Source organism: Streptomyces abyssomicinicus, from assembly GCF_008974245.1.
In the GTDB taxonomy this organism is placed as follows: Bacteria; Actinomycetota; Actinomycetes; order Streptomycetales; family Streptomycetaceae; genus Streptomyces; species Streptomyces abyssomicinicus.
On the sequence record NZ_BBZI01000005.1, the window covers coordinates 1,443,111 to 1,463,625 of the forward strand.

Sequence of the window (20,515 nt, forward strand, 5' to 3'; positions counted from 1 at the left end):
CCGCGGCCTTCGGGCCGGCCCCGTCGGCCTCGACGGGACCGGCCCGGGCGCGCGTTTGGTGGCGGACCGGTGGCGGCCCCGCCCGGTCACACCGGGTTGAGCCGCCACTGCCGGCAGGTGTTGTCCAGCCATGACCACTGCCGCAGGTCCGCGCCGTCGGCCGAGGAGCAGTCAGCGGTGTCGAGCACCTTGCCGGACGCCACGTTCACCAGCCGGTGGGCGTCGTCGCCCCGGTCCTCGAGCCGCCGGCAAGGTCAGTAGGCGACGGGCCATCCGCTGCTCCAGTCCAGGAGGTTGACGCCCAGCTTCGCCGTGCCGTTGTCCTGGCCGTCGTAGTAGTGGTAGACGATCAGGTCGCCGTCGACGTCCTTCATGACCGACTGGCCGCCGGGGCCGATGTACCGACCGTGCGACTCGAGCACCGTGGTACCGCCGTTGAGCAGCATCGGGACGCCGTTCCTGTCGCGGTACGGCCCGGTGACGCCGGTGGCCCGTCCCACTTTCACCTTGTAGGTGGAGCTGGTGCCGGCGCAGCAGGTGTCGTACGAGGCGAAGAGGTAGTAGTACCCGTTCCGCTTCACGATGTACGGCGCCTCGACGGCCTTGGTGCCGGTCGGCCGGGAGGCGAGCGAGTGGCGGGTGGTGCTGGTGGCGAGCTGCTTGCCCGTGCCGGGGTCGATCTGGATCAGCTTGAGGCCGGTCCACCAACTGCCGAAGGAAAGCCACCACTTGCCGTCGTCGTCCACGAAGAGGTTCGGGTCGATGGCGTTGAAGTCGCTGGAGGCGGAGGAGGAGTACACCACCCCCGCGTCCGTCCAGGAGCCCGGCAGACCGGTGCCGGAGGTGGCCAGGCCGATGGCCGACCTGTTGGAGCCGAAGGTCGAGACCGAGTAGTACATCAGGTACTTGCCGCCCTGGTACGAGATGTCCGGGGCCCACGCCTCGGTGTTGCCGTACTGCGTCCACCAACTCGGCCTGGTGGAGAAGGCGTCGGAGCCACCGCTGAAGGCGGTCCGGTCGGTGGAGGTCCGGTGGGCGAGCCCGCCGCCGGTGCCGTACACGAGGTACCGGCCGTCGGACTTCCGGATCATGGTCGGGTCGTGGACGGTGACGGTTCCGGTGACGTACCCGGGGTTGGGATAGGCGCTCGCGGTGCTCGGCACCAGGGCGAGCAGGACGGCCGCCGCGACCGCGGGTAAGGCGGCCCTCCGCGACGCGCGGGACCTGCGGGACGTTCGGGACGTTCGGGATGTACGACGCACGCGTGTCCTCCGGTGGTGTGGGGTGCTGGGGCGGGGACGGCCCCGGAAGAACCATCCCGCACCTCGGGGAGCCGGTCATCGGCGAAAGCACGGGTACGTCCGAAAGCAGTCCGTGCCGGGCGGGGCCACGGCAGCCGCAAGTTACCGGGGAGACACCCTGGGAATCCGCACGCGCACCCGCCAGGATGTCTCCGGACGATCACCCGCCCGGTGCGGACCGGGCGGCGACGGGACTGGAGGCCGTTCATGAGGAGAACCCACTTATTCGCCGCGCTGGCCGCGATGCTGGTGACGACCGCGGCGGCGCCCGCGTCCTGGGGCTCGGCCCCGGCGCCGGACCACCGCGGCGGCGACCGTACCTGTGCCCACCGCGACCTGCTGTTCTGCGAGGACTTCACCACCCTGCGCCCCGGTGCGACGCAGGGCCGGGGCTGGACCACGGACACCGCGAACGGCGCGCTCACCGTCGAGCGGGACGCCACCCGGCACGGCAAGCACCTGCGCGTCCACACCGAGGGCAACGGCAAGGCGTTCCTCCAGGTCGACGACCTCACCCCGCCCCGCAACAGCTTCTGGGGCCGCGTCCGCCTCCGCGTCGACGCCTTCCCGACGGCCCCCGACTGGGCCCACTGGACCATGGTGGAGGCCACCGGCGAGGGCCCGGGGTACATCCGCCCCCTGGGCGGCCAGTACGTGCCGGACCTCAAGAAGAACCTGTGGGGCGTCGGCTCCGACGGCGGCCCCACCGGCGACTGGACCGCCTGGCGCGAGTCGGCCCCCGCCACCGCGGGCGTCTGGCAGTGCGTGGAGTGGCGGATGGACGCCACCGACAACAGGATCTCCGTCTGGATCGACGGCAGGGCCAAGCCCGAACTGACCGTCTCCACCCGTGACCACGGCGGCGCCGACACCGACTTCGTCTTCCCGCGGTTCGACACCGTGAAGATCGGCTGGCAGCTCTACCAGGGCAACCCTAGCCCGTCCTCCTACGACGTCCGCATGGACGACATCGCGCTGGACGACCGCCGGATCGGCTGCTGATCCGTCCGTCGCCGCGGGCCACGGGGACGGACGCCCACCGCGCCCGTCCCCGTCAGTGGTCCCGGCGGGCGACCAGGGTGAAGGAGTGGCCGGCGGGGTCGGCGTAGGTGCGCACGTCCCGCGGGCCGGAGTTGTCGCGCGTCTCGATCGGACGCGCGCCGAGGCCCACGGCCTCCCGTTCGGCCTCGTCCATGTCCTCCTGGGCCACCAGGATGTGCAGGTGGGCCTGTTGGGAGTCGTCGGGGCGGGGCCAACTGGGCGGCGCGTAGCCGTGGTCACGGCGTACGGCGATGTGGTTGCCGTCGTTCCCGACGACCTCGACGAAGTCGGGGTCGACGCCGCGTCGTACGGTCGCGTCGAGCAACGCGGCGTAGAACTCGGCGAGTTCCTCGGGAGCGGCGCAGTCGAGGACGAGCACGCTGGTCTTGGAAGTGGCCATGCCGTACGTCTGCCCGCCTCGGGCCCGCGCATCCGGCGGAGCCGGCCCGCGGGCGACGCGGCGGAGCCGGTCAGCGCCGGGCGGTCATCACCGCGTACACGAGGACCCCGGCGAACAGGAACAGCACGCCCTGGTAGACCGCCGCGTAGCCGGACCCGGCCACCAGCCAGAGCGAGAAGCCGGCGGCGACCGCGGTCACCGTCATGTCCCGTGCCAGGCGGGCGCGGTCGACCTGCTCGTGGCGGCCGGCCACCAGGTGGCGCAGCTGCGCGGCGGTGGCCAGGAGGTAGGGGACGGTGGCGGTGAAGGTGGTGATCAGGACCAGGACCTCGAACACCCGGGCCGAGTCGGAGGCGTAGTTGTAGACGGTCAGCAGGGACGACAGCACCACGGTGACCGCGACGCCGAAGGTGGGCACGCCGCGTCGGCGGTGGGCGAAGGGCGCCGGGAACAGGCCGTCGCGCGCGGCGGCGTAAGGGGTCTGGGCGCTGAGCAGGGTCCAGCCGTTGAGGCAGCCGGTCATCGAGACCAGCGCGGCCACGGCGACGGCCCAGCCGCCCCAGCTGCCGCCGAACATGGAGTTCACCGCGTCCGAGAAGGGAGCCGTGGAGTCCACCAGCTCGTCGTGGGCGACGGTGCCGAAGACGGCCAGCGTGCCCAGCAGGTAGACCAGCGCGGCGCCGGCCGTGCCGATGACGGTGGCCCGGCCCACGTTGCGGCGCGCGTCCGCCACCTCGCCCGCGCTGACCGCCGCGGACTCCACACCGAGGTAGGAGAAGAGAAGGATCGCCGCTGCCGCGGAGACCGCGCCGACCGCGCTCTGGCCGCTCGCGTTGAACGGGCCGAGGTTGTCGGCGTCGAAGAAGAACAGACCCCCGACGGCGACCAGCAGCAGCGGGACGAACTTCAGCACCGTGGAGACCAGCTGCACGGCGCCGACCCACCGGGTGCCGGCGAAGTTGGCGAGCGCGGGGAGCCACTGGAGGACCAGGGCGGCCGCGCAGGTGGCCCAGCGGTGCTCGCCGACGCCCGGGAGGAGGACGGTGAGGTAGCCGACCGCCGCGACCGCCAGGGCCGCGTTCGACACCCAGGTGGTGATCCAGTACGACCAGGCGGCGAGGAACCCCGCGAAGTCGCCGAAGGACTCGCGTGCGTACACGTACGGGCCACCGGTGCGCGGGTCACGCTCCGCGAGGCGCCCGAAGGTGAGGGCGAGCGCGATCGCCCCGACCGTCAGCACCGCGAACGCCACCAGGCTCACCGTGCCGAACGGGGCCACCGAGGCGGGCAGCAGGAAGATGCCGCCACCGATGATGTTGCCCATCACCAGCGCGGTCGCCACCGGGAGTCCGAACCGGCGGGCGTGCCGGTTCCCGTCCTCGCCCCGCGCTGCGGTCCTCGCCTCCGGTGAGGCGGCCGCGGCCCCCGGAGCGGGGGTCGGGGCATGGGGGGAGGAGTTCCCGGTGGGGGGCATGGGTGGTGCGCCTCTCGTCGTGCCGACGCCCGGGATCGCCGGGCGCGCCGACCATCATTGGTGACGAGGGGAAGTGCCGCAAAATCGCTCGTTTTTCTCCGCTCGTACCCCTGAGGAGGCCACAAGTCTTGCTCCTCAGGGGCATGCGGACCGGAAGATTCCGGTTATCGGACACCGGCTACCGGCTACCGGCTGCCGGTCACCGGTCATCGGTCACCGGCTGCGCGGGCCGGCCGGTCGGGCGCCCAGCTTGCCGACGGAGTCGCTCAGGGACGCCGCCACCCGCGACAGGTCCTCCTCGCTGGGCGAGGAGCCGCCCAGCCGGTCCACGAGTTCCCCGCGGGTCAGCAGCACGGCCGCGCCGCGGAAGGCGTGGTCACCCTCCAGCGCGGCGCGGTCGGTCACCTGTGCGGTGCCCTCGAGCAGGACCAGTGCGGCGTCGTCCGCCGGCCTGTCCAGGAGTTCCCCGACCAGTTTCTCGTCGATCAGCATGCGTCTGTCTTCCCTCCGGGTCGCCGCTGTGTGCGCGTGTGCGGGTACCCGGGCAAAGGCGGCTCAGGCGGGCTTGCGCCAGACGGAGACGTGGCCGGCCGAGTCGCCGGTGAAGGGGGAGCCGTTCCAGTCCGCGACCCGCTGCTCGAGTTCCAGCCCGGCAATCCGCGCCATGAGGTCCAGCTCGGACGGCCAGACGTAGCGGTGGCGGGAGTTGCCGCGGCGGTAGCGGCCGTCCTCCTCGCGGGTGAAGTGGTGCGAGACGAGGAGCTGGCTGACGGGGTCGATCGTGTCGAAGCCCAGATGACGGTCGGAGACGTCGAAGGGAACGGCGCCCTGGCCGGGCGGCATGCGCCGCAGTGGCGGCACCTCGAGCTCGATCACGAACCTGCCCCCGGGGGCGAGGTGGCGGGCGGCGTTGCGGAAGCACTCGACCTGCTCGTCCTGGGTGAGCAGGTTGGAGATGGTGTTGTACACCAGGTAGACGAGGGTGTGGCTGCCGGGAACCACGGTCGTGGCCATGTCGCCGACGACGACCGGAAGGGTCTCCTCGTCGGCCTTGCGGCGCAGCACCGCCGCCATGTGCTCGGACAGTTCGATGCCGGTCACCGGCACGCCGCGCCGGCGCAGCGGTACGCCTACGCGGCCGGTGCCGATGGCGAATTCGAGGGCGGGGCCGTCACCGGCCAGCCGGGCGAGGAAGTCGACGGTCGGGCCCAGCACGGCGGGCGAGGTCATCTCCGTCTCGCCCGCGTCGTAGCGCTCGGCGGCGTCCTTGCTCCACAGTTCGCTGCTCGTCACGGTCGACCAGTCTGACGGCGCGGCGGTCGGCCGTCGACGGCTTTTCCGGCGCGCGTGTCGCCATGACCTCCCTCAGGCGCGCCGCGACCTTCCTCAGGCGCGCCGCCCGCTCCGCCGGAGCCCGGCGGTGAAGCGGGCGAGTGCGGTGAAGTCGGCGTCGGCGAGACCGCGACCCGGGTCGACGCGGTGGAGCAGGGCGGGACCCGGGTGCTGGGCCTCCACCCAGAGCCGGTCCATGGGCCCGATCTCGTCGTCCACCCACAGGAAGGGGCGGGCGCCGGCCCACGCCACGAGCTCCGCGGTCTTCCAGCGCAGACCCCGCGGCCCCCGAACGCCGGCGTCCTCCGCCCAACGGACCACCGGCAGCTCGGGCAGGCCGAGACGGGGCGCGAGAACCTCGTTGGCCTCGTCGAGCCAGGTGGTGGCCCATACGAGGTCGCAGCCGAGGGAGAGCAGACGAGGGCCCAGCTCCGGCCGGAGGCGGGAGAGCAAGGGGTTGCCGGTGCCGACGGTGTCCGGTGCCGGGGGCGTGGTTCCGGCGCCGAAGGGGAGGAGCGGTCCGTCGACGTCGAGGAAGAGGACAGGACGCGCCGCGGTCATCGCGGCACGGTACACCGGGGCTCGCGCACCATGAACACGTCGACCGGGTCAGCGGCCTCCACGGTGAAGCCGTGGCGCTCGTAGAGGCGGCGGGCCGGGCTGCCGTTCAGGACGTTCAGGCGGATCGTCTCCCCGGCGGCGTCCGCGCGGTCCAGGAGGGCGCGCAGGACGGCCGTGCCGAGTCCCCGGCCCTGCCGGCCGGGAGCGAGGTAGAAGTGCTCGAGCACCCGGCCGTCCTCGGCGGGGCGCAGCGTGATGCTGCCCGCGAAGGACCCGCCGGCGGTCACCACCGAGGTGTGCGCCGGTGCCCAGGAGTCGCGGAAGCGCTGGCGGACACGGTGCTCGTCGAAGCGGCCCAGCCGCTCGAGGTCCGGCCGCAGCACGATGGCCCGGAGTTCGGCGATCGTCTCCACGTCCGCCGGGACGGCCGGACGCAGAGCCCATTGCGTGTACATGAGGGGAGTATCGCGCACCGCTCGGGGTCGGTCCTGCCCCCCGCGAGGTCAGGCGGCGCGTGAGGAGACCAGGACGCCGATCTTGTCGATGCGGTGCTCCGGGTTGCCCTTGTCGTCGCGCCAGAAATTACCCGCCGCGTCGTCCTCGGGCGTCGCGCACGTGGAGACGGTGATCATGGCCCGGGTGGCCTTCCGGCCCGGATGTCCCGGCACCTCGGCGCGCTGTTCGGCGAGCGAGCGCTCCGAGCGGAAGGAGGTCCTGCGGGTCTCCGTGATCCGGTACTCGTACTCGGTGCCGCCCGAGGTGACGAGCACCCGGTCACCCACGTCGAGGGTGGGCAGGTCCCGCAGCGGGCCGCCGGCCGAGAGGCGGTGGGCGGTGACCAGGTGGTTGCCCCTCTCGCCCGGACCGACGCCGCCGTCCAGACCGTAGGGGCTGGCCGCGTCGCCCCGGTTCTGGATGTGGGTGCCCGGCCAGTCGTCGGTGGTCCCCTCGTAGCGGACGACGCGGAGATCGTCGAGACCGATCTCCGGAATGCTCAGCCGGGCCTCCCGTGTGCGGGGGTCCGGGCGGGAGGGGGACGGATCCGCGGGCCGCGGCGTCACGGAGCCGGCGGCGGCGGATGCCGCGGCCGGGGCCGCGGCGGAGCGCGGGGCGGCGGACGGCTGGGCGGCCTCACCGGTGACCGCGCAGCCAGTGGCCAGCAGGGCGGCGGTCACGCCCGCCAGCGTTGCGGAGGCGGTGAGCGGGATGCGGGAACGGGCCATGGTTCTCGAAGGGGGACGAGGGGCGGGGCACGCCCCGGGCGGTGTGCCCACCGCGGCTCGGCGGGCGGCACATCTCTCTTCAAGCGAGAACGGCGACCGCGGCCAGGATGTTCCCGGAGGAAGGGACGAAAGGGGTGGGGGTGGGTGGCGCCGGGCCCCCGGCGCCACCGGGGCGACCGCCCTGTCACGCGGCCAGACGGCGCCGGGTCTCGTCGAAGGTGGGGCACCCGGCGGCGCCCCGGTTGTACGGCAGCCTGCCCAGCACGGCGGCCATGCCGCAGGTGTTGGTGACCCCGGAGAAGACCAGGCCGGCACCGATGGCGCCGGAGAGCCAGTGGGCGGGCGGCCAGGCCAGGCCGGCGAGGAAGCCGATGAGCACCAGGGATCCGGCGACCAGACGGACCTGCCGGTCCATGGGCCAGACGGGACGGGCCCCGGCCGGACGCTCCAGCGGGTTGCCGGCCGCCGCCCAGGCGCCGGTGCCGCCCTCCAGGCCGGCCGCCGCTATGCCGAGGGACGCCAGCTGCGCGCAGGCGTTGGCCGAGCGGGCGCCCGAGGCGCACACGATCAGCAGCGGCGCGCGCTCCGCGGCGGCCCGGAGCGTGTCCGCGGCCTCCTTGACGCGGTCGAGCGGGATGTTGTGGGCGCCGGGCAGGTGACCGCCCGCGAACTCGCCGGGGGAGCGGACGTCGACGACGGTGAAGTCGCCCTCGCGCGCGGCCGCCTCGGCCGCGGTCAGGGTGGTGGGGGTGCTCACGGAATAATGCCTTTCGATGGGACGCTCATCCCAGGGTAGGATACCCATGGGGGTATCAAGAGGAGGATGTGTGCAACTCGACATGAGCACCGAGGAGCTCAAGTCGGCACTGAACCGACTGCGGCGGGCGCAGGGCCAGCTGGCCGGCGTGATCAAGATGCTGGAGGACGGAAGGGACTGCGAGGACGTCGTCACGCAGCTGTCCGCCGTCTCCAAGGCGCTGGACCGGGCCGGATTCTCGATCATCGCCACGGGTCTGCAGCAGTGCATGACCAGTGAGGACCCCAAGATCCGGGACTCCGTCCAGATGCGGGCCCGCCTGGAGAAGCTCTTCCTGTCGCTGGCCTGAGCCTGAGCCCTGGACGCCCGGGCTCACCGCCGGCCGGACCGGCCCCCGCGGGGCCTGCCGCGACCGTCCCGCACGGGACGGTCGCGGCAGGCCCCGCGGCGCGTCCGCGACCCGGGCGCCACACCGACCGGGGCGGCACACCGACCCGGGCGCTACACCAGGGCTCCGATGCCCATCGCCAGGCCGACGGCCAGCAGCAGGCCGCCGAAGAGGCGCTGAAGGGCCGCCGCCGGTATCTTCGCGCCGATCCGCCGTCCGTCCCAGGCGCCCAGGACCGCGGCCGCGGTGAACGGCAGGATCAGGGACCAGTCCAGGCCGAGGCCCATGCCCGCACGGGCGCCCAGCGCGACGACGGCGTTGGTGATGATCACCAGGAGGCTGGTTCCGGCGGCCGCCGTGATCGGGACGGCCAGGACCGACACCAGGGCCGGAACCGCGAGGAAACCGCCGCCCACGCCGAGGAATCCGGTCACCGCGCCCAGCCCGGCCCCGGCGCCCGCGGCGCGGACGCCCGACACGCGGCCCTCCCGTGGGGCGTGGCCACGCCGGAGCATGCGCAGACCGGCCGTCCCGGCGACCACGGCGAAGGCCAGGGTCAGCGCGATCCCGGGAACGCGCGCGGACAGCAGCCCGGCCGCGGCCGCCGGCAGGACCCCCGCCGCGGCGAACAGCAGTCCCTCCCGCCACCGCACCGTTCCGGCCCGGGCGTGCGCCACCAGCGCGGTCAGCGACGTGACGATCACGATCAGCAGGCTGGCGGTGGTGGCCTCGGCCGGGCCGAAGCCGAGCAGGTAGATCAGTGCGGGGACGGCGACGATGCTGCCGCCCGCGCCGAGGGCGCCGAGCGTCAGGCCGACCACCGCCCCGCCGAGCAGGGCGAGGAGCAGCGCGGTCACAGGACGGAGCCGGCGGTGGAACACGCCGGCACGCGAGCCGTCCCGGCGGCCGGCCGGGGCAGCGGTGCGCGCACCGGACCGGGCGCGCGGCCCGCCTCGCCGCCGTCCGTCCCGCGGGCGTACGGCGGGTGGGCGGCGCTCTCCCCGGACGTCCGGGGGGCCTGCTGCGGGGTGACGCGGCCGAGGCCGTCGTCCTGTTGCCTTGCCATGGTTCTCATTCCTCGGTGCGAACGCGCGGTGGCGCGGTGTGCGGCTGTGCGGTGTGCGGTGGTGCGCGGCCGCGTGGGGTGTGGCGCCGCGCGGTGGTGCGTCCCGTGCGGCCCGGTGGCGGCGTCGGCCGGTGCCCCGCGTGCGCGCGGGCTCAGCCCTCGGACGGGGTGACGAGCGTGAGACCCGCCTCCGCCGCCGCCGCGTAGCCGTCGTCGACCGCGACCACACGCCGTCCGGCGGCGTCCAGCATCGAGGCCGCGACGGCCGCGCGCATGCCGCCCGCGCAGTGCACCCAGACGGTGCCGTCGGGGACCTCGTCCAGCCGCTGGTGGATCCGGTGGATCGGGATGTGGACACTGTCCTCGATCCACCCCGCCGACCGTTCCCCGTCCCGGCGCACGTCCAGCACGACCACCCGCTCGTCCCCCGCGAGGGCTGCGGCCAGGTCGGCGAAGGTGCCGCGGGGGAACGACGACGGACGCTCTCCCGGGCGGACCCAGTCGGCGGGGGAGCCGACGGCCGCCGCGGCGGGGCGGTCGATGCCCACCCGGGCCAGCTCACGCTGCGCGCGGGTGACCTCCTCGGCGCTCGCGCCCAGCAGGGTGACCGGCTTCCCCCACGGGATCATCCACGCCAGGTAGGTGGCGAGCTGCCCGTCGATCTCGAAGTTGAACGAGCCCGCCACGTGCCCCTCCGCGAACGCCACCCGGCTGCGCAGGTCCACGACCCACTCACCGGCGGCCAGCCGGCCCGCGATCTCCCCGGCGTCCGCCCGCCGCGGGGCCGTCAGGTCGATGGGCCCGGGACCGGAGGCGTTGGCCGGACCCATGTGGGCGTAGTAGGCGGGGATGTCGTCCAGGCCGGCCAGCGTCTCCCCGACGAACTCGTCCACGTCCTGGAGGAGCGCAGGGTTGGAGGTCTTCTCGGCGCCGATGGTGCTGTGCTCCCCGCCGGCCTCGCCGGAGGAGCAGAAGCTGCCGAAGCCGTGCGTGGGCATCACCGCGACGTCGTCCCCCAGCTCGGCGGCGAGCCGGTGGGCGGAGGCGTGCTGGGCGCGGGCCAGACGCTCGGTCAGGCGGGGTTCCACCAGGTCGGGGCGGCCGACACCGCCGATCAGCAGCGACCCGCCGGTGAAGGCGGCGACGGCGCGGCCGTCCTCCTCCAGCACGTAGGAGGTGTGGTGCGGGGTGTGACCGGGGGTCGCGACTGCGCGGAGGGCCAGCCCCTCGTCGACGTCCTCCACGTCGCCGTCGGAGACCGGGACCCGGTCGTAGGAGACGGAGGCGGCGGCCGGCACCAGGTACCGTGCACCGGTCAGCCGGGCCAGCTGCAGTCCGCCCGTCACGTAGTCGTTGTGCACATGGGTCTCGGCCACCGCGACGATCCGGACGCCACGCCGGGCGGCCGCCTCGACCAGGCGGTCGATGTCCCGGGGCGGGTCCACCACGACGGCGGCCCGCGCCCCACCCGCCAGGTAGCTCCGGTTGCCCAGCCCCTGCGTCTCCAGGACGTCGGCAAAGAACATGGAACGCACTCCCTCGCGAATTACCCCCCCGGGTATTGTCTCGGATGGTCACCGTAACATACCTAGGGGGGTATACCGGCGGGCGGTGCGACCGCTCCCGCGGCAGCCGTGACCGGGGCCCGGCCGCGGCCCTCGTGAGGCGGCGGCCCCGGCACAGGGCCCGCCCGGTCTCCCGGCCCCCGCACCGCCCGCCCCTCGCGGACCTGGGACAATGGCAGCCGCACCGCCACCGGCCGCCCGGCCGGGCGCAGGGTGCCCGCCGGACCCCGAGGAGAGTGGGACATGAGCCGAGAGCACCTGGCCGCGGACGACCGCTCCCGGGGGCCGCGCCCCGACTCGCCCCGTGACCGCCACCAGGTCCTGGAAGCCGTCGCCGAGCGGGTCCGCGGGGGCAGCCGCCCCGGCGCCCGCGCCGACGGCATGCGACTGGCCCTGGTGATCGAGGGCGGCGGCATGCGCGGCACCCTCTCCGCCGGCATGGCGCTCGCCCTGCACGAGGCCGGCCTGGTCGACGCCTTCGACGCCGTGTACGGCTCCTCGGCCGGCGCGATCACCGGCGCCTGGCTGCTCAGCGGCACCCCGGAGCAGCTCAACGGCTGGGCCGAGCCCGAGTACGCCAACACCATGATCCGCCTCTCCAACGTCTGGCGAGGCCGCCCCGTCGTCGACGTCCGCACCCTGGTCGAGCACCTCTACGCCGAGGTGGCGCGGATGGACTTCGACGCCGTCCTCTCCCATCCCGTCGAGTACCACCCCCTCGCCACCGACGCACACACCGGCCTCTCCACGGACCTGCGTCCCTACCTCGACGGTCCCGCCGACCTGCGGCTCGCCCTGCGGGCCAGCGCCGCGCTGCCCTTCCTCGCCGGACCGGCGGTGGAACTGGGCGGGCGGCACTTCTACGACGCCGGCCTCGCCGAGTCCATCCCCTACCGCACCGCCCTGGCCCAGGGCGCGACCCACGTCCTGGTGCTGCGTTCCCGTCCGGCGCCGCGGGACGTCCTCCCCGCACCGGCGGCCGAGGCCGTGATCCGGCCCTCCTACGGTTCCCGCCTCGTGGCCGCCACCGCGCTGCGCCGCTACCCGAAGGCGCTGCACGACAGCTACTTCGCCCGGGGGCACCGACTGCGGGAGGACGACGCGCTGCTGTCCGAGTACGACCTCGGCGGTCCGCCCGCGCGGGACGGCGCGGCGGTGATGTCGGTCCGTCCCGCGCTCGACGCCCCGCGCGTCGGCCGCCTCAGCCGTGACGGCAAGCTGCTGAAGGCGGCCCTGGAGGCGGGCCGCGCGGCGGTGGGGCGGACCCTGCGTCTTCCGCCGGCCTGAGGGGTACTCCGGGCGGAGGACCGGAGCACGTGCGGCGCGACCCCGCCGCCCTGCTCCCGTCGCCGTTCCCGTTCCCCGTCGCCCAGGAACACGGTGGTCCCCATGAGCCCGTCCTTCGGCCCCGGCCGCCCTCCCGTCGGCAGCCGGTCCTCCGACGCCGGCCGGTCCTCCGAGGACCGGCTCGACCTGCACTTCATCGGCAACGCGACCCTGCTGCTCCGCCACCGCGGCCTCACCCTCCTCACCGACCCCAACTTCCTCCACCGGGGCGAACACGCCTATCTCGGGTACGGACTGCTGAGCCGCCGCCTCACCGAGCCGGCCCTGGACGTCACCGGCCTCCCCGGGCTGGACGCGGTGCTCCTCTCCCACCTGCACGGGGACGACCAGGTGCGCGTGACGGCCGCCCCGGGCCGCTACGCCGGGCATCCGCTGCTGCGCCGCCTGCTGCCGCCGGTGATGGGCAGTCTGCTGGAGTTCGGGCCGGTGGCCGGGCCGCCCCGGCTGCGGCTGTACATCTCCGGGGACACGCTGATGTTCCCGGACCTCGCCGAGATCCCCCGCCGGTTCCCCGGGGCGGCACCCTGCTGCCCGGTGGCCTGCTGGTCACCATGGACGGCGCGCAGGGGGCCGAACTGGCGCGGCTGGTGGACCCCCGGCACGTCCTGCCGGTGCACTACGGCGACTACACGGTCATACGGTCGCCCCTGTCGGACTTCCTGGCCGAGGCGGAACGGCTCGGGCTCGGGGACCGGATCGTGCACTGCCGCCACGGGCGGAGGGCCGTGGTCCCGGCGGACGGATCCGCCCCGGTGGTGGGCTGAGGCCGGGCGGGACGGGCCGGCCGTTTCGACCGCGGCGCCGCGTGAAACCCGCGACGCGTCCGCACTTCGTACCACCCCCGGGAGGAAGATCATGGCCACGGGTGAGACGGGCTTCAGCGACGTCGTGTTCGACCTGATCTCCGTCCAGTACCACTCCCTCAAGGCCGGGCACGACTACGGCCAGTACGTACGCGACGCGGAGAACGCCGGCAGGACGGAGATCGCCGACTTCTTCCGCACGGTGATGGCGCAGGACTCCGAACGAGCGGCCCAGTGCCACGAGTTCCTCAAGCAGCTGTCGGGGACCGTGGACGCGGGTCCCGCGGCGGGCTGAGCGACCCGGAGCCCGCACGTCACGCAGGGCGGGGAGGCGGACGCCGACGGCGTCCGCCTCCCTACCGCGGTCCGGCACCGGAGCGGACGTCTCGCCGGTGCGTCGGACGCCGCATACCGGACACGCTCCGTGACGGCCGGGGCCGGTGCGGCTCATGGGCGGGAAGCGACGCTTTGTAGGTCAGGTGTGCGAACTGTCCTGCGGTAGAGGGTTGTCGAGGCGCATAGTTGCCCAACCGCCCGGCAGAATGCGCGATTACGTGACTACTGTGAGTGTCCGCCGTGCGGGGGCGCGTCTCCTGCCGCCCGCGCGAGCACCCACGGTCCCTGACGCACCGCCCAGCACGAGGACGTCGATGTCTCACCTCCGCGCACCGGCCGACCGCAGATCGCCGCAGCAAGGACAACTGCCCCCGCTCGGGCCGCAGTTGTCGCGCATCGCGGTGCTGCCACCCGTAGCGGTGGCGCTCGGCGGCGGCGCGGCCGTGCTCTACGTCGTGCTGACCGCCGGCGCCCCGGCCGGGCCCGTTCTGTGGGCCGTCCTCGCCGGTGCGGTGGCACTGGCGGTGATGGCCGTCGCGGTCGCCGCGGTCGCCGCGCGACGGGCCGCGCACTCCGTCTCCTCCCGGGTCGAGGGGCTGCTCCGCCGGGCCGGTGAGCAGGAAGCCGAACTGCGCGCCGCGGCCCGGGAACGCGGCGTGCCCGACCTCCTCGACGAGGACGACGGCGCGGCGGACGGCAGCGCGGACGCCGACGGCCTCGGCAGGCTGGCCGAGGAGCTGGGACGCGCGCACCACCTGGTGATGGCCGCCCTGAGCCGGGTCGTGTCCGACGCTCCTCCCGAGCGGCCGGTGGCCGAGGCCCCGTCCGGCGCGGGCCTGGAGCAGCGGATCGAGGTGTTCGTCAACGTGGCGCGCCGGCTCCAGTCGCTGGCGCACCGGGAGATCGCCGTCCTGGACGAGCTGGAACGGGAGATCGAGGACCCCGACCTGCTCAAGGGCCTCTTCCACGTCGACCACCTGGCCACCCGCGTCCGCCGGCACGCGGAGAACCTGGCCGTCCTGGGCGGCGCGGCCTCCCGGCGGCAGTGGAGCGAGCCGATCCCTCTCGAAGAGGTCCTGCGGTCCGCCGTCGCCGAGGTCGAGCAGTACGCGCGGGTCAGGGTCGTCCCGCCCGTCGAGGGCACCCTGCGGGGGCACGCCGTCGCGGACGTGATCCACCTGCTGGCCGAACTCGTCGAGAACGCCACGGTGTTCTCGCCACCGCACACCCAGGTGGCGATCCGTGCCGACGCGGTCGCGGCGGGGCTGGCGGTGGAGGTCGAGGACCGCGGGCTCGGGATGCCGTCCGAGGAACAGGAACGGATGAACGCGCTGCTGGCCGACCCCGCCTCGGTCGACGTCGCGGAGCTGTTGGCGGACGGGCGGATCGGCCTGTACGTCGTCTCCCAGCTGGCCCGCAGGCACGGTGTCCGGGTGCGGCTGGGCGGCAACATCTACGGCGGCGTGCAGGCGGTGCTGGTCCTGCCGCGGTCCCTGCTGGGCCCCCGGCAGGCGGAACTGCCGGCGGCGGCTTCGGACGCGCCGGTGGACGACGAGCCCGGCGGCGAGACGTCCGGCAGCCGCCTGGGCACGGAGCACGGTGCCGCCGCGTCCGCCTCCGAGCCGCCGCGGCAGGAGCGCGAGGGCGGCGGGGCCGGCACCGGAACCGGCGCGGCGGGGCCCGCGGAGGCCGGGTCCTCGCCGGACGCGGTCCGGGCCGCCTGGGCGCCGGCACCGTCCGCACGAGCCGGGAGCGGTGCCGGAGGGTTCGGCGCGGTGGCGGCCGACCCCACGCCGCTCCTCGCCCCGCCCGCCGGCCCGGCGGCTGCTTCGCCCGCCGGTCCCCCGGCCGGTGAGACCTTCGCCGGACCCGCCGTTCGGCACCCGGCACACGACGTGCCCGCCGAGCGGACCCGGCACCTGGGCGCACCTCGCACCGGGCCCGTTGCGGCGTCCGCCGCCGAGCGCGGGAGCGCCGGTCCGCCGGCCGCCGGTACGGAGCCGGGCGGGGACGGCACCGCGACCGGGGGTCGGGAGACGCCGTGGGGTCCGGCCGGCGGCGCCCCTGAGCGGGGCGAGCCCCGGGTCCGCCCGGACGCCACCGGCACCCCGGGCGCCGGGCAGCCGTCCGCGGCCGGGCCGGAACCCTCCGCGGCACGCACCGGGTGGGGCGCCGGGCCCGTCGCGGCGGAGCCGCCGCACGGTGCGGACGACGCGCACGGCGAGGCCGAGGCCGTCGGCGGACCGGGTGGGGCGACGGCGTCCGCACCGTGGTCCGGCGACGGGGCCGCGGGTCCCGCGGGGCGTGACGGCGCCCGGACCTGGCCCGCCGTTCCGGGGCCGCCGCACGACGCACCCGACGGCGAGCCGTACGCGCCGCGGGCGGTGGGGGAGGCCGGGGGCGGTTCCCTCGGACCGTCCCACCGGGCGGACGACCTCCGGCGCGGGCCCGACGGGGACACCCCGCGCCGGGAGGCGCCTCGGGCGGTCCCGCACGGCGCCCCGGCCGCCGGGCCGTCGCCCCGGGACTCCGTCCCGGGGGCGCCGCACGAGGCGTGCGGCGCCGAGCCCCGTCAGGCGGCCGCAGGACAGGGGCCTCCCGGCCCGGTGGCGGACACGCCCGGCGGCCACCCGGCCCCGTATCCGCACCCGCCGGTGACCGGATCCCTGCCCGAGGCCTGGCGGCACGCCGCCCCGGGGCCGGGAGAGACCGTCCCGCTCCTGCCGTCGCCCCGTGCGGCCGGGCCCGCCCCGTGCGCCCCGCACCGGTCGCCGCTGCCGGTGCGCGAACGCACCGGGCGCGCCACGCCCGCCGGAGCCCTGCCCGGCTCCCAGCCCGCTGACAGCGCACCGTTGCCTGCCGCGCCGGCCGACGGGCCCGCCGCCGGGGTGACCGCGCCCCTGCCCCGGCTGCCCCGCCGCCGTGCCCAGTCGCACCTGGCGCCACAGCTGAGGTCCGGGCCCGCCCCACGCCCCGAGCCGGCCCACGAGGAGGCCGGGCACGACCCCGACCTGATGGCGGCCTTCCGCCGCGGCTTCGGGCTGGCCGAGGCCTGCGACGACGGTGACCGCCCCTTCGGTGACCGTCCCTTCGGTGACCGCGTCTCCGACGACCGCCTCCCTGAGGACCCCCTCTCCGGTGACCGTCCCTTCGGTGACCGCGTCTCCGACGACCGCCTCCCTACGGACCCCTTCTCCGGTGACCGTCCCTTCGGTGACCGCCTCTCCGACGACCGCCTCCCTACGGACCCCTTCTCCGGTGACCGTCCCGTCGACGACCGCCACCGCGACGACCGCCACGGCGGCGGCCACCCCGGGGACCGCCACTCCCGGAGCGGTCCCGCCCCGGACCGGGGCCGCGAGGACCCCGCCGACCGAGGATGAGCCGCGCCCCGGCGCCGCCGTTCCCCGCACCCGACCACCCCAGCCCTCACACCCCTTGGAGCAGAGCCACCATGGCGATCGACACGCAGACCGACCGGGCGGCCACCACGGCCGCGGCAGCCGACGCGGCCGGCCTCGACTGGCTGCTGGACGGCCTCGTCCGGCGCGTGCCGCACACCCGCAGCGCGGTGCTCCTGTCCTGCGACGGCCTGGTCCGGTCCGCGCACGGCCTGGACGCGGAGGGCGCCGACCACATGGCGGCGCTCGCCTCCGGCCTGTACTCCCTGGGCCGCAGCGCGGGCGTCACCTTCGACGGCGGCGGCGACGTCCGCCAGGTGGTCGTGGAACTCTCCTCCGCCCTGCTGTTCGTCACCACCGCGGGCTCCGGCACCTGCCTCGCCGTCCTGGCCGCCCGGACCGCCGACGCGGCGGTGCTCGGCTACGAGATGGCGATGCTGGTCAAGAGCGTGCGCCCGTACCTGACCACGGCTCCGCGGCGCGCCGCCGCCCGTCCGCCCGCGCCGCGGGCCGTGGCGCCCGAGCCGGCGGCGACCCGGCGTTGATCACCGCTGCGGCCGACGACGGCCCCTGGCTGGACGAGCAGGCCGGCCGGCTGGTGCGGCCCTACACGGTCAGCAACGGCCGCACCCGGCCCACCGCCGACCTCGACCTGCTGACCCACGTCACGGCGAGCGGCCACCCGGCGAGCGGCCACCCCGGCCCCGAGCACGCCCGGGCGCTCGGCCTCGCCCGGACACCCGTGACCATCGCCGAGCTCGCCGCCCGCCTCCGGCTGCCGGTGGCCGTCGCCAAGGTGGTGGTCTCCGACCTCGTCGAGGGCGGGCTGATCCGTGCCGAGGCCCCGTCCTACCAGCACGCCCCCACCGACCCGGCCGTGCTGCGGCAGGTCCGCGACGAACTGCGGCGGCGCCTGTGAGGGACACGTGAGCGGCGGCCCATGATCCGCGTCTGAAGCAATCCTGAGGTGGCGCTTAAGAAAACCTTGATGGACCCGGACGCCTCCCGTGCGGCATTTTCTAGAGGTAACCATCCTCTTCTCCCGTCCCCGGGCCGCTTCGCCCTGCCCGGGGACGGGAACGCACGCACAGGAGCCGCATCGGTGAAGGCGCTGGTCAAGGAGAAGGCGGAGCCGGGCCTCCGGCTCATGGACGTCCCGGAGCCCGCGATCGGCCCCGGTGACGTACTGATCAAGGTGCTGCGCACCGGCATCTGCGGCACCGACCTGCACATCAGTGCCTGGGACGGCTGGGCCCAGCAGGCGATCAGCACCCCGCTGGTGGTCGGCCACGAGTTCGTCGGCGAGGTCGTCGAGACCGGCCGCGACGTCGCCGAGATCAAGCCGGGCGACCGGGTCAGCGGCGAGGGCCACCTGGTCTGCGGCAAGTGCCGCAACTGCCTGGCCGGCCGCCGTCACCTGTGCCGCTCCACCGTCGGCCTCGGCGTCGGCCGCGACGGCGCGTTCGCCGAGTACGTCGCCCTGCCCGTAGGCAACGTCTGGGTGCACCGGGTCCCCGTCGACCTCGACGTCGCCGCGATCTTCGACCCGTTCGGCAACGCCGTGCACACCGCGCTGTCGTTCCCGCTGGTCAACGAGGACGTGCTGATCACCGGCGCGGGCCCGATCGGCCTGATGGCCGCCGCCGTCGCCAAGCACGCCGGCGCGCGCAACGTCGTCGTCACCGACGTCAGCGACGAACGCCTGGAGCTCGCCCGCAAGATCGGCGCGGACCTCGCCCTCAACGTGGCGCGCACGACCATCGCCGACGGACAGCGCGAACTCGGTCTGCGCGAGGGCTTCGACATCGGTCTGGAGATGTCCGGCCAGGCCGCCGCGATGCGCGAGATGATCGCCAACATGACGCACGGCGGCCGGATCGCCATGCTCGGCCTGCCCTCCGAGGAGTTCCCGGTCGACTGGTCCCGCATCGTCACCTCGATGCTCACCGTCAAGGGCATCTACGGCCGCGAGATGTTCGAGACCTGGTACGCGATGTCCGTGCTCCTGGAGAACGGCCTCGACCTCGCCCCGGTGATCACCGGCCGCTACGACCACCGCGACTTCGAGGCGGCCTTCGCCGACGCCGCCGGCGGCAAGGGCGGCAAGGTCATCCTCGACTGGACCTCCTGACCCGCCGCCGGCCCGTCCGCCGACCGCTGCTCGCCGTCCGTAACCACTTCTGGAGCCCCTGATGTTCGACTCCGTGCGCGACGACATCCGCGCCACCCTCGACGAGATCCGCGCCGCCGGCCTGCACAAGCCCGAGCGCGTCATCGGCACCCCGCAGTCCGCCAAGGTCGGCGTCACCGCCGGCGGCCGCCCGGGCGAGGTGCTCAACTTCTGCGCCAACAACTACCTGGGCCTGGCCGACCACCCCGCGATCGTCGCCGCCGGTCACGCCGCGCTGGACCGCTGGGGCTACGGCATGGCCTCGGTCCGCTTCATCTGCGGCACCCAGGAGGTGCACAAGGAGCTCGAGGGCCGCCTCTCCGCGTTCCTCGGCCAGGAGGACACCATCCTCTACTCCTCCTGCTTCGACGCCAACGGCGGCGTCTTCGAGACGCTGCTCGGCGCCGAGGACGCGGTGATCTCCGACGCCCTCAACCACGCGTCGATCATCGACGGCATCCGCCTGTCCAAGGCGCAGCGCTTCCGCTACGCCAACCGCGACATGGCCGACCTGGAGACCCAGCTCAAGGCCGCCTCCGACGCGCGCCGCAAGCTGATCGTCACGGACGGCGTCTTCTCCATGGACGGCTACCTGGCGCCGCTCGACGAGATCTGCGAGCTGGCCGAGCGGTACGACGCCATGGTGATGGTCGACGACTCGCACGCCGTGGGCTTCGTCGGCCCGAACGGGCGGGGCACGCCGGAGCTCTTCGGCGTGATGGACAAGGTCGACATCGTCACCGGCACCCTGGGCAAGGCGCTGGGCGGCGCCTCCGGCGGCTACGTCGCCGCGCGCGCGGAGATCGTGGCCCTGCTGCGCCAGCGGTCGCGGCCCTACCTGTTCTCCAACTCCCTCGCCCCGGTGATCGCGGCGGCCTCGCTCAAGGTCCTCGACCTGCTGGAGTCCGCCGGCGAACTGCGCGCCCGGCTCGCCGAGAACACCGCGCTGTTCCGCACCCGGATGACCGAGGAGGGGTTCGACGTCCTGCCCGGCGAGCACGCCATCGCCCCGGTGATGTTCGGCGACGCCACGGTGGCGGGACGGATGGCGGAGCTGCTGCTGGAGCGCGGCGTCTACGTGATCGGCTTCTCCTACCCGGTGGTCCCGCAGGGGCAGGCCAGGATCCGGGTGCAGCTCTCCGCGGCGCACTCCACCGAGGACGTGGAGACCGCCGTGGCCGCCTTCGTCTCGGCCCGCGCCGAACTGCGGGACTGACGCCCCACCGCCGGGCCCCGGGCCACCGCCGGGCCCCAGGAGCAGCCCCGGCCGGCGGCGGTCCGGGGCACGGTGGCCGTCGCGCCCGCGCGGCGCGGCCACCGCGGGCGCGGGCGGGGCGCCCGGGCACCCGC

21 protein-coding genes and 2 pseudogenes are annotated in these 20,515 nt (G+C 74.9%); 10 read left to right on the forward strand and 13 right to left on the reverse strand.

Going from position 1 to position 20,515, the window contains the following annotated elements:
- Positions 1–101: 101 nt before the first annotated feature.
- A pseudogene (locus GBN72_RS05995) lies at positions 102–245 on the reverse strand (RICIN domain-containing protein); the annotation flags it as partial.
- 9 nt (positions 246–254) lie between these two features.
- Positions 255–1,262: an arabinan endo-1,5-alpha-L-arabinosidase gene (locus tag GBN72_RS06000; protein ID WP_151770523.1), complete on the reverse strand. Its 1,008-nt coding sequence runs from the start codon at positions 1,260–1,262 to the stop codon at positions 255–257.
- Positions 1,263–1,508: 246 nt separating this feature from the next.
- On the opposite strand from GBN72_RS06000, the gene GBN72_RS06005 reads away from it, so the two are divergent.
- Positions 1,509–2,303 carry a hypothetical protein gene (locus GBN72_RS06005; protein ID WP_164540404.1) on the forward strand — a complete coding sequence of 265 codons (795 nt, stop codon included), beginning with the start codon at positions 1,509–1,511 and terminating at the stop codon, positions 2,301–2,303.
- A gap of 52 nt (positions 2,304–2,355) precedes the next feature.
- On the opposite strand, the gene GBN72_RS06010 is transcribed toward GBN72_RS06005, so the two are convergent.
- From GBN72_RS06010 to GBN72_RS06045, 8 genes are all read right to left on the reverse strand, one after another.
- Entirely contained in the window at positions 2,356–2,742 is a 387-nt protein-coding gene (locus GBN72_RS06010) for a VOC family protein (RefSeq protein ID WP_151770524.1), read from the reverse strand.
- Between the two features lie 70 nt (positions 2,743–2,812).
- A complete protein-coding gene (locus GBN72_RS06015; protein ID WP_151770525.1) occupies positions 2,813–4,216 on the reverse strand; it encodes an amino acid permease in 1,404 nt (467 codons plus the stop codon).
- Positions 4,217–4,429: 213 nt separating this feature from the next.
- A complete protein-coding gene (locus tag GBN72_RS06020; RefSeq protein WP_151770526.1) occupies positions 4,430–4,708 on the reverse strand; it encodes a hypothetical protein in 279 nt (92 codons plus the stop codon).
- A gap of 63 nt (positions 4,709–4,771) precedes the next feature.
- Positions 4,772–5,509, reverse strand: coding sequence for a class I SAM-dependent DNA methyltransferase (locus GBN72_RS06025; protein WP_151770527.1), 738 nt, complete (start codon positions 5,507–5,509; stop codon positions 4,772–4,774).
- Positions 5,510–5,602: 93 nt separating this feature from the next.
- Positions 5,603–6,109, reverse strand: coding sequence for an HAD domain-containing protein (locus tag GBN72_RS06030; RefSeq protein ID WP_151770528.1), 507 nt, complete (start codon positions 6,107–6,109; stop codon positions 5,603–5,605).
- Positions 6,106–6,564: a GNAT family N-acetyltransferase gene (locus tag GBN72_RS06035; protein ID WP_151770529.1), complete on the reverse strand. Its 459-nt coding sequence runs from the start codon at positions 6,562–6,564 to the stop codon at positions 6,106–6,108. Before GBN72_RS06035 ends, GBN72_RS06030 begins: the two co-directional genes overlap by 4 nt.
- A gap of 48 nt (positions 6,565–6,612) precedes the next feature.
- The gene (locus tag GBN72_RS06040; RefSeq protein WP_151770530.1) at positions 6,613–7,332 is read right to left on the reverse strand and encodes a class E sortase; all 720 of its coding nucleotides are present in this window, start codon (positions 7,330–7,332) and stop codon (positions 6,613–6,615) included.
- A 184-nt stretch (positions 7,333–7,516) separates the two neighbouring features.
- The gene (locus tag GBN72_RS06045; protein WP_164540406.1) at positions 7,517–8,089 is read right to left on the reverse strand and encodes a rhodanese-like domain-containing protein; all 573 of its coding nucleotides are present in this window, start codon (positions 8,087–8,089) and stop codon (positions 7,517–7,519) included.
- A gap of 70 nt (positions 8,090–8,159) precedes the next feature.
- Here GBN72_RS06045 and GBN72_RS06050 point away from each other — a divergent pair, with 70 nt between their 5' ends.
- Positions 8,160–8,438: a metal-sensitive transcriptional regulator gene (locus GBN72_RS06050; RefSeq protein ID WP_151770532.1), complete on the forward strand. Its 279-nt coding sequence runs from the start codon at positions 8,160–8,162 to the stop codon at positions 8,436–8,438.
- A 152-nt stretch (positions 8,439–8,590) separates the two neighbouring features.
- Here the strand turns inward: GBN72_RS06050 and GBN72_RS06055 are convergent, their stop codons facing one another.
- The 3 genes from GBN72_RS06055 to GBN72_RS06065 all read right to left on the reverse strand — a co-directional run bounded on the left by GBN72_RS06055 (position 8,591) and on the right by GBN72_RS06065 (position 11,069).
- Complete coding sequence (locus tag GBN72_RS06055; protein WP_151770533.1) at positions 8,591–9,334, reverse strand: sulfite exporter TauE/SafE family protein; 744 nt, start codon at positions 9,332–9,334, stop codon at positions 8,591–8,593.
- Positions 9,331–9,543 (reverse strand): hypothetical protein, encoded by a 213-nt coding sequence (locus GBN72_RS06060; protein ID WP_151770534.1) that lies wholly within the window; start codon positions 9,541–9,543, stop codon positions 9,331–9,333. Before GBN72_RS06060 ends, GBN72_RS06055 begins: the two co-directional genes overlap by 4 nt.
- A 152-nt stretch (positions 9,544–9,695) precedes the next feature.
- The gene (locus tag GBN72_RS06065; protein ID WP_151770535.1) at positions 9,696–11,069 is read right to left on the reverse strand and encodes an MBL fold metallo-hydrolase; all 1,374 of its coding nucleotides are present in this window, start codon (positions 11,067–11,069) and stop codon (positions 9,696–9,698) included.
- 282 nt (positions 11,070–11,351) lie between these two features.
- Here GBN72_RS06065 and GBN72_RS06070 point away from each other — a divergent pair, with 282 nt between their 5' ends.
- The 8 genes and pseudogenes from GBN72_RS06070 (at position 11,352) to GBN72_RS06105 (ending at position 20,381) form a co-directional block, all read left to right on the forward strand.
- A complete protein-coding gene (locus GBN72_RS06070) occupies positions 11,352–12,395 on the forward strand; it encodes a patatin-like phospholipase family protein (RefSeq protein WP_151770536.1) in 1,044 nt (347 codons plus the stop codon).
- A 102-nt stretch (positions 12,396–12,497) separates the two neighbouring features.
- Positions 12,498–13,219, forward strand: a pseudogene (locus tag GBN72_RS06075) (MBL fold metallo-hydrolase).
- Positions 13,220–13,310: 91 nt separating this feature from the next.
- Positions 13,311–13,553, forward strand: a complete 243-nt coding sequence (locus GBN72_RS06080) for an acyl carrier protein (protein WP_151770537.1) — start codon at positions 13,311–13,313, stop codon at positions 13,551–13,553.
- A gap of 355 nt (positions 13,554–13,908) precedes the next feature.
- A complete protein-coding gene (locus GBN72_RS35075) occupies positions 13,909–16,977 on the forward strand; it encodes a sensor histidine kinase (protein WP_246212273.1) in 3,069 nt (1,022 codons plus the stop codon).
- A gap of 71 nt (positions 16,978–17,048) precedes the next feature.
- Positions 17,049–17,540: a roadblock/LC7 domain-containing protein gene (locus tag GBN72_RS06090; protein WP_151770538.1), complete on the forward strand. Its 492-nt coding sequence runs from the start codon at positions 17,049–17,051 to the stop codon at positions 17,538–17,540.
- Positions 17,537–17,914, forward strand: coding sequence for a DUF742 domain-containing protein (locus GBN72_RS06095; RefSeq protein ID WP_151770539.1), 378 nt, complete (start codon positions 17,537–17,539; stop codon positions 17,912–17,914). Before GBN72_RS06090 ends, GBN72_RS06095 begins: the two co-directional genes overlap by 4 nt.
- 183 nt (positions 17,915–18,097) lie before the next feature.
- Positions 18,098–19,126: an L-threonine 3-dehydrogenase gene (gene tdh / locus GBN72_RS06100; protein WP_151770540.1), complete on the forward strand. Its 1,029-nt coding sequence runs from the start codon at positions 18,098–18,100 to the stop codon at positions 19,124–19,126.
- A gap of 61 nt (positions 19,127–19,187) precedes the next feature.
- Positions 19,188–20,381 carry a glycine C-acetyltransferase gene (locus tag GBN72_RS06105; protein WP_151770541.1) on the forward strand — a complete coding sequence of 398 codons (1,194 nt, stop codon included), beginning with the start codon at positions 19,188–19,190 and terminating at the stop codon, positions 20,379–20,381.
- The last annotated feature ends 134 nt before the right edge of the window (positions 20,382–20,515 follow it).

Coding starts and splice junctions, on each gene's coding strand:
- GBN72_RS06005 (WP_164540404.1), top strand. CDS start 1,509: ATGAGGAGAACCCACTTATTCGCCGCGCTGGCCGCGATGCTGGTGACG.
- GBN72_RS06010 (WP_151770524.1), bottom strand. CDS start 2,742: ATGGCCACTTCCAAGACCAGCGTGCTCGTCCTCGACTGCGCCGCTCCC.
- GBN72_RS06015 (WP_151770525.1), bottom strand. CDS start 4,216: ATGCCCCCCACCGGGAACTCCTCCCCCCATGCCCCGACCCCCGCTCCG.
- GBN72_RS06020 (WP_151770526.1), bottom strand. CDS start 4,708: ATGCTGATCGACGAGAAACTGGTCGGGGAACTCCTGGACAGGCCGGCG.
- GBN72_RS06030 (WP_151770528.1), bottom strand. CDS start 6,109: ATGACCGCGGCGCGTCCTGTCCTCTTCCTCGACGTCGACGGACCGCTC.
- GBN72_RS06035 (WP_151770529.1), bottom strand. CDS start 6,564: ATGTACACGCAATGGGCTCTGCGTCCGGCCGTCCCGGCGGACGTGGAG.
- GBN72_RS06040 (WP_151770530.1), bottom strand. CDS start 7,332: ATGGCCCGTTCCCGCATCCCGCTCACCGCCTCCGCAACGCTGGCGGGC.
- GBN72_RS06060 (WP_151770534.1), bottom strand. CDS start 9,543: ATGGCAAGGCAACAGGACGACGGCCTCGGCCGCGTCACCCCGCAGCAG.
- GBN72_RS06065 (WP_151770535.1), bottom strand. CDS start 11,069: ATGTTCTTTGCCGACGTCCTGGAGACGCAGGGGCTGGGCAACCGGAGC.
- GBN72_RS06070 (WP_151770536.1), top strand. CDS start 11,352: ATGAGCCGAGAGCACCTGGCCGCGGACGACCGCTCCCGGGGGCCGCGC.
- GBN72_RS06080 (WP_151770537.1), top strand. CDS start 13,311: ATGGCCACGGGTGAGACGGGCTTCAGCGACGTCGTGTTCGACCTGATC.
- GBN72_RS35075 (WP_246212273.1), top strand. CDS start 13,909: ATGTCTCACCTCCGCGCACCGGCCGACCGCAGATCGCCGCAGCAAGGA.
- GBN72_RS06090 (WP_151770538.1), top strand. CDS start 17,049: ATGGCGATCGACACGCAGACCGACCGGGCGGCCACCACGGCCGCGGCA.
- GBN72_RS06105 (WP_151770541.1), top strand. CDS start 19,188: ATGTTCGACTCCGTGCGCGACGACATCCGCGCCACCCTCGACGAGATC.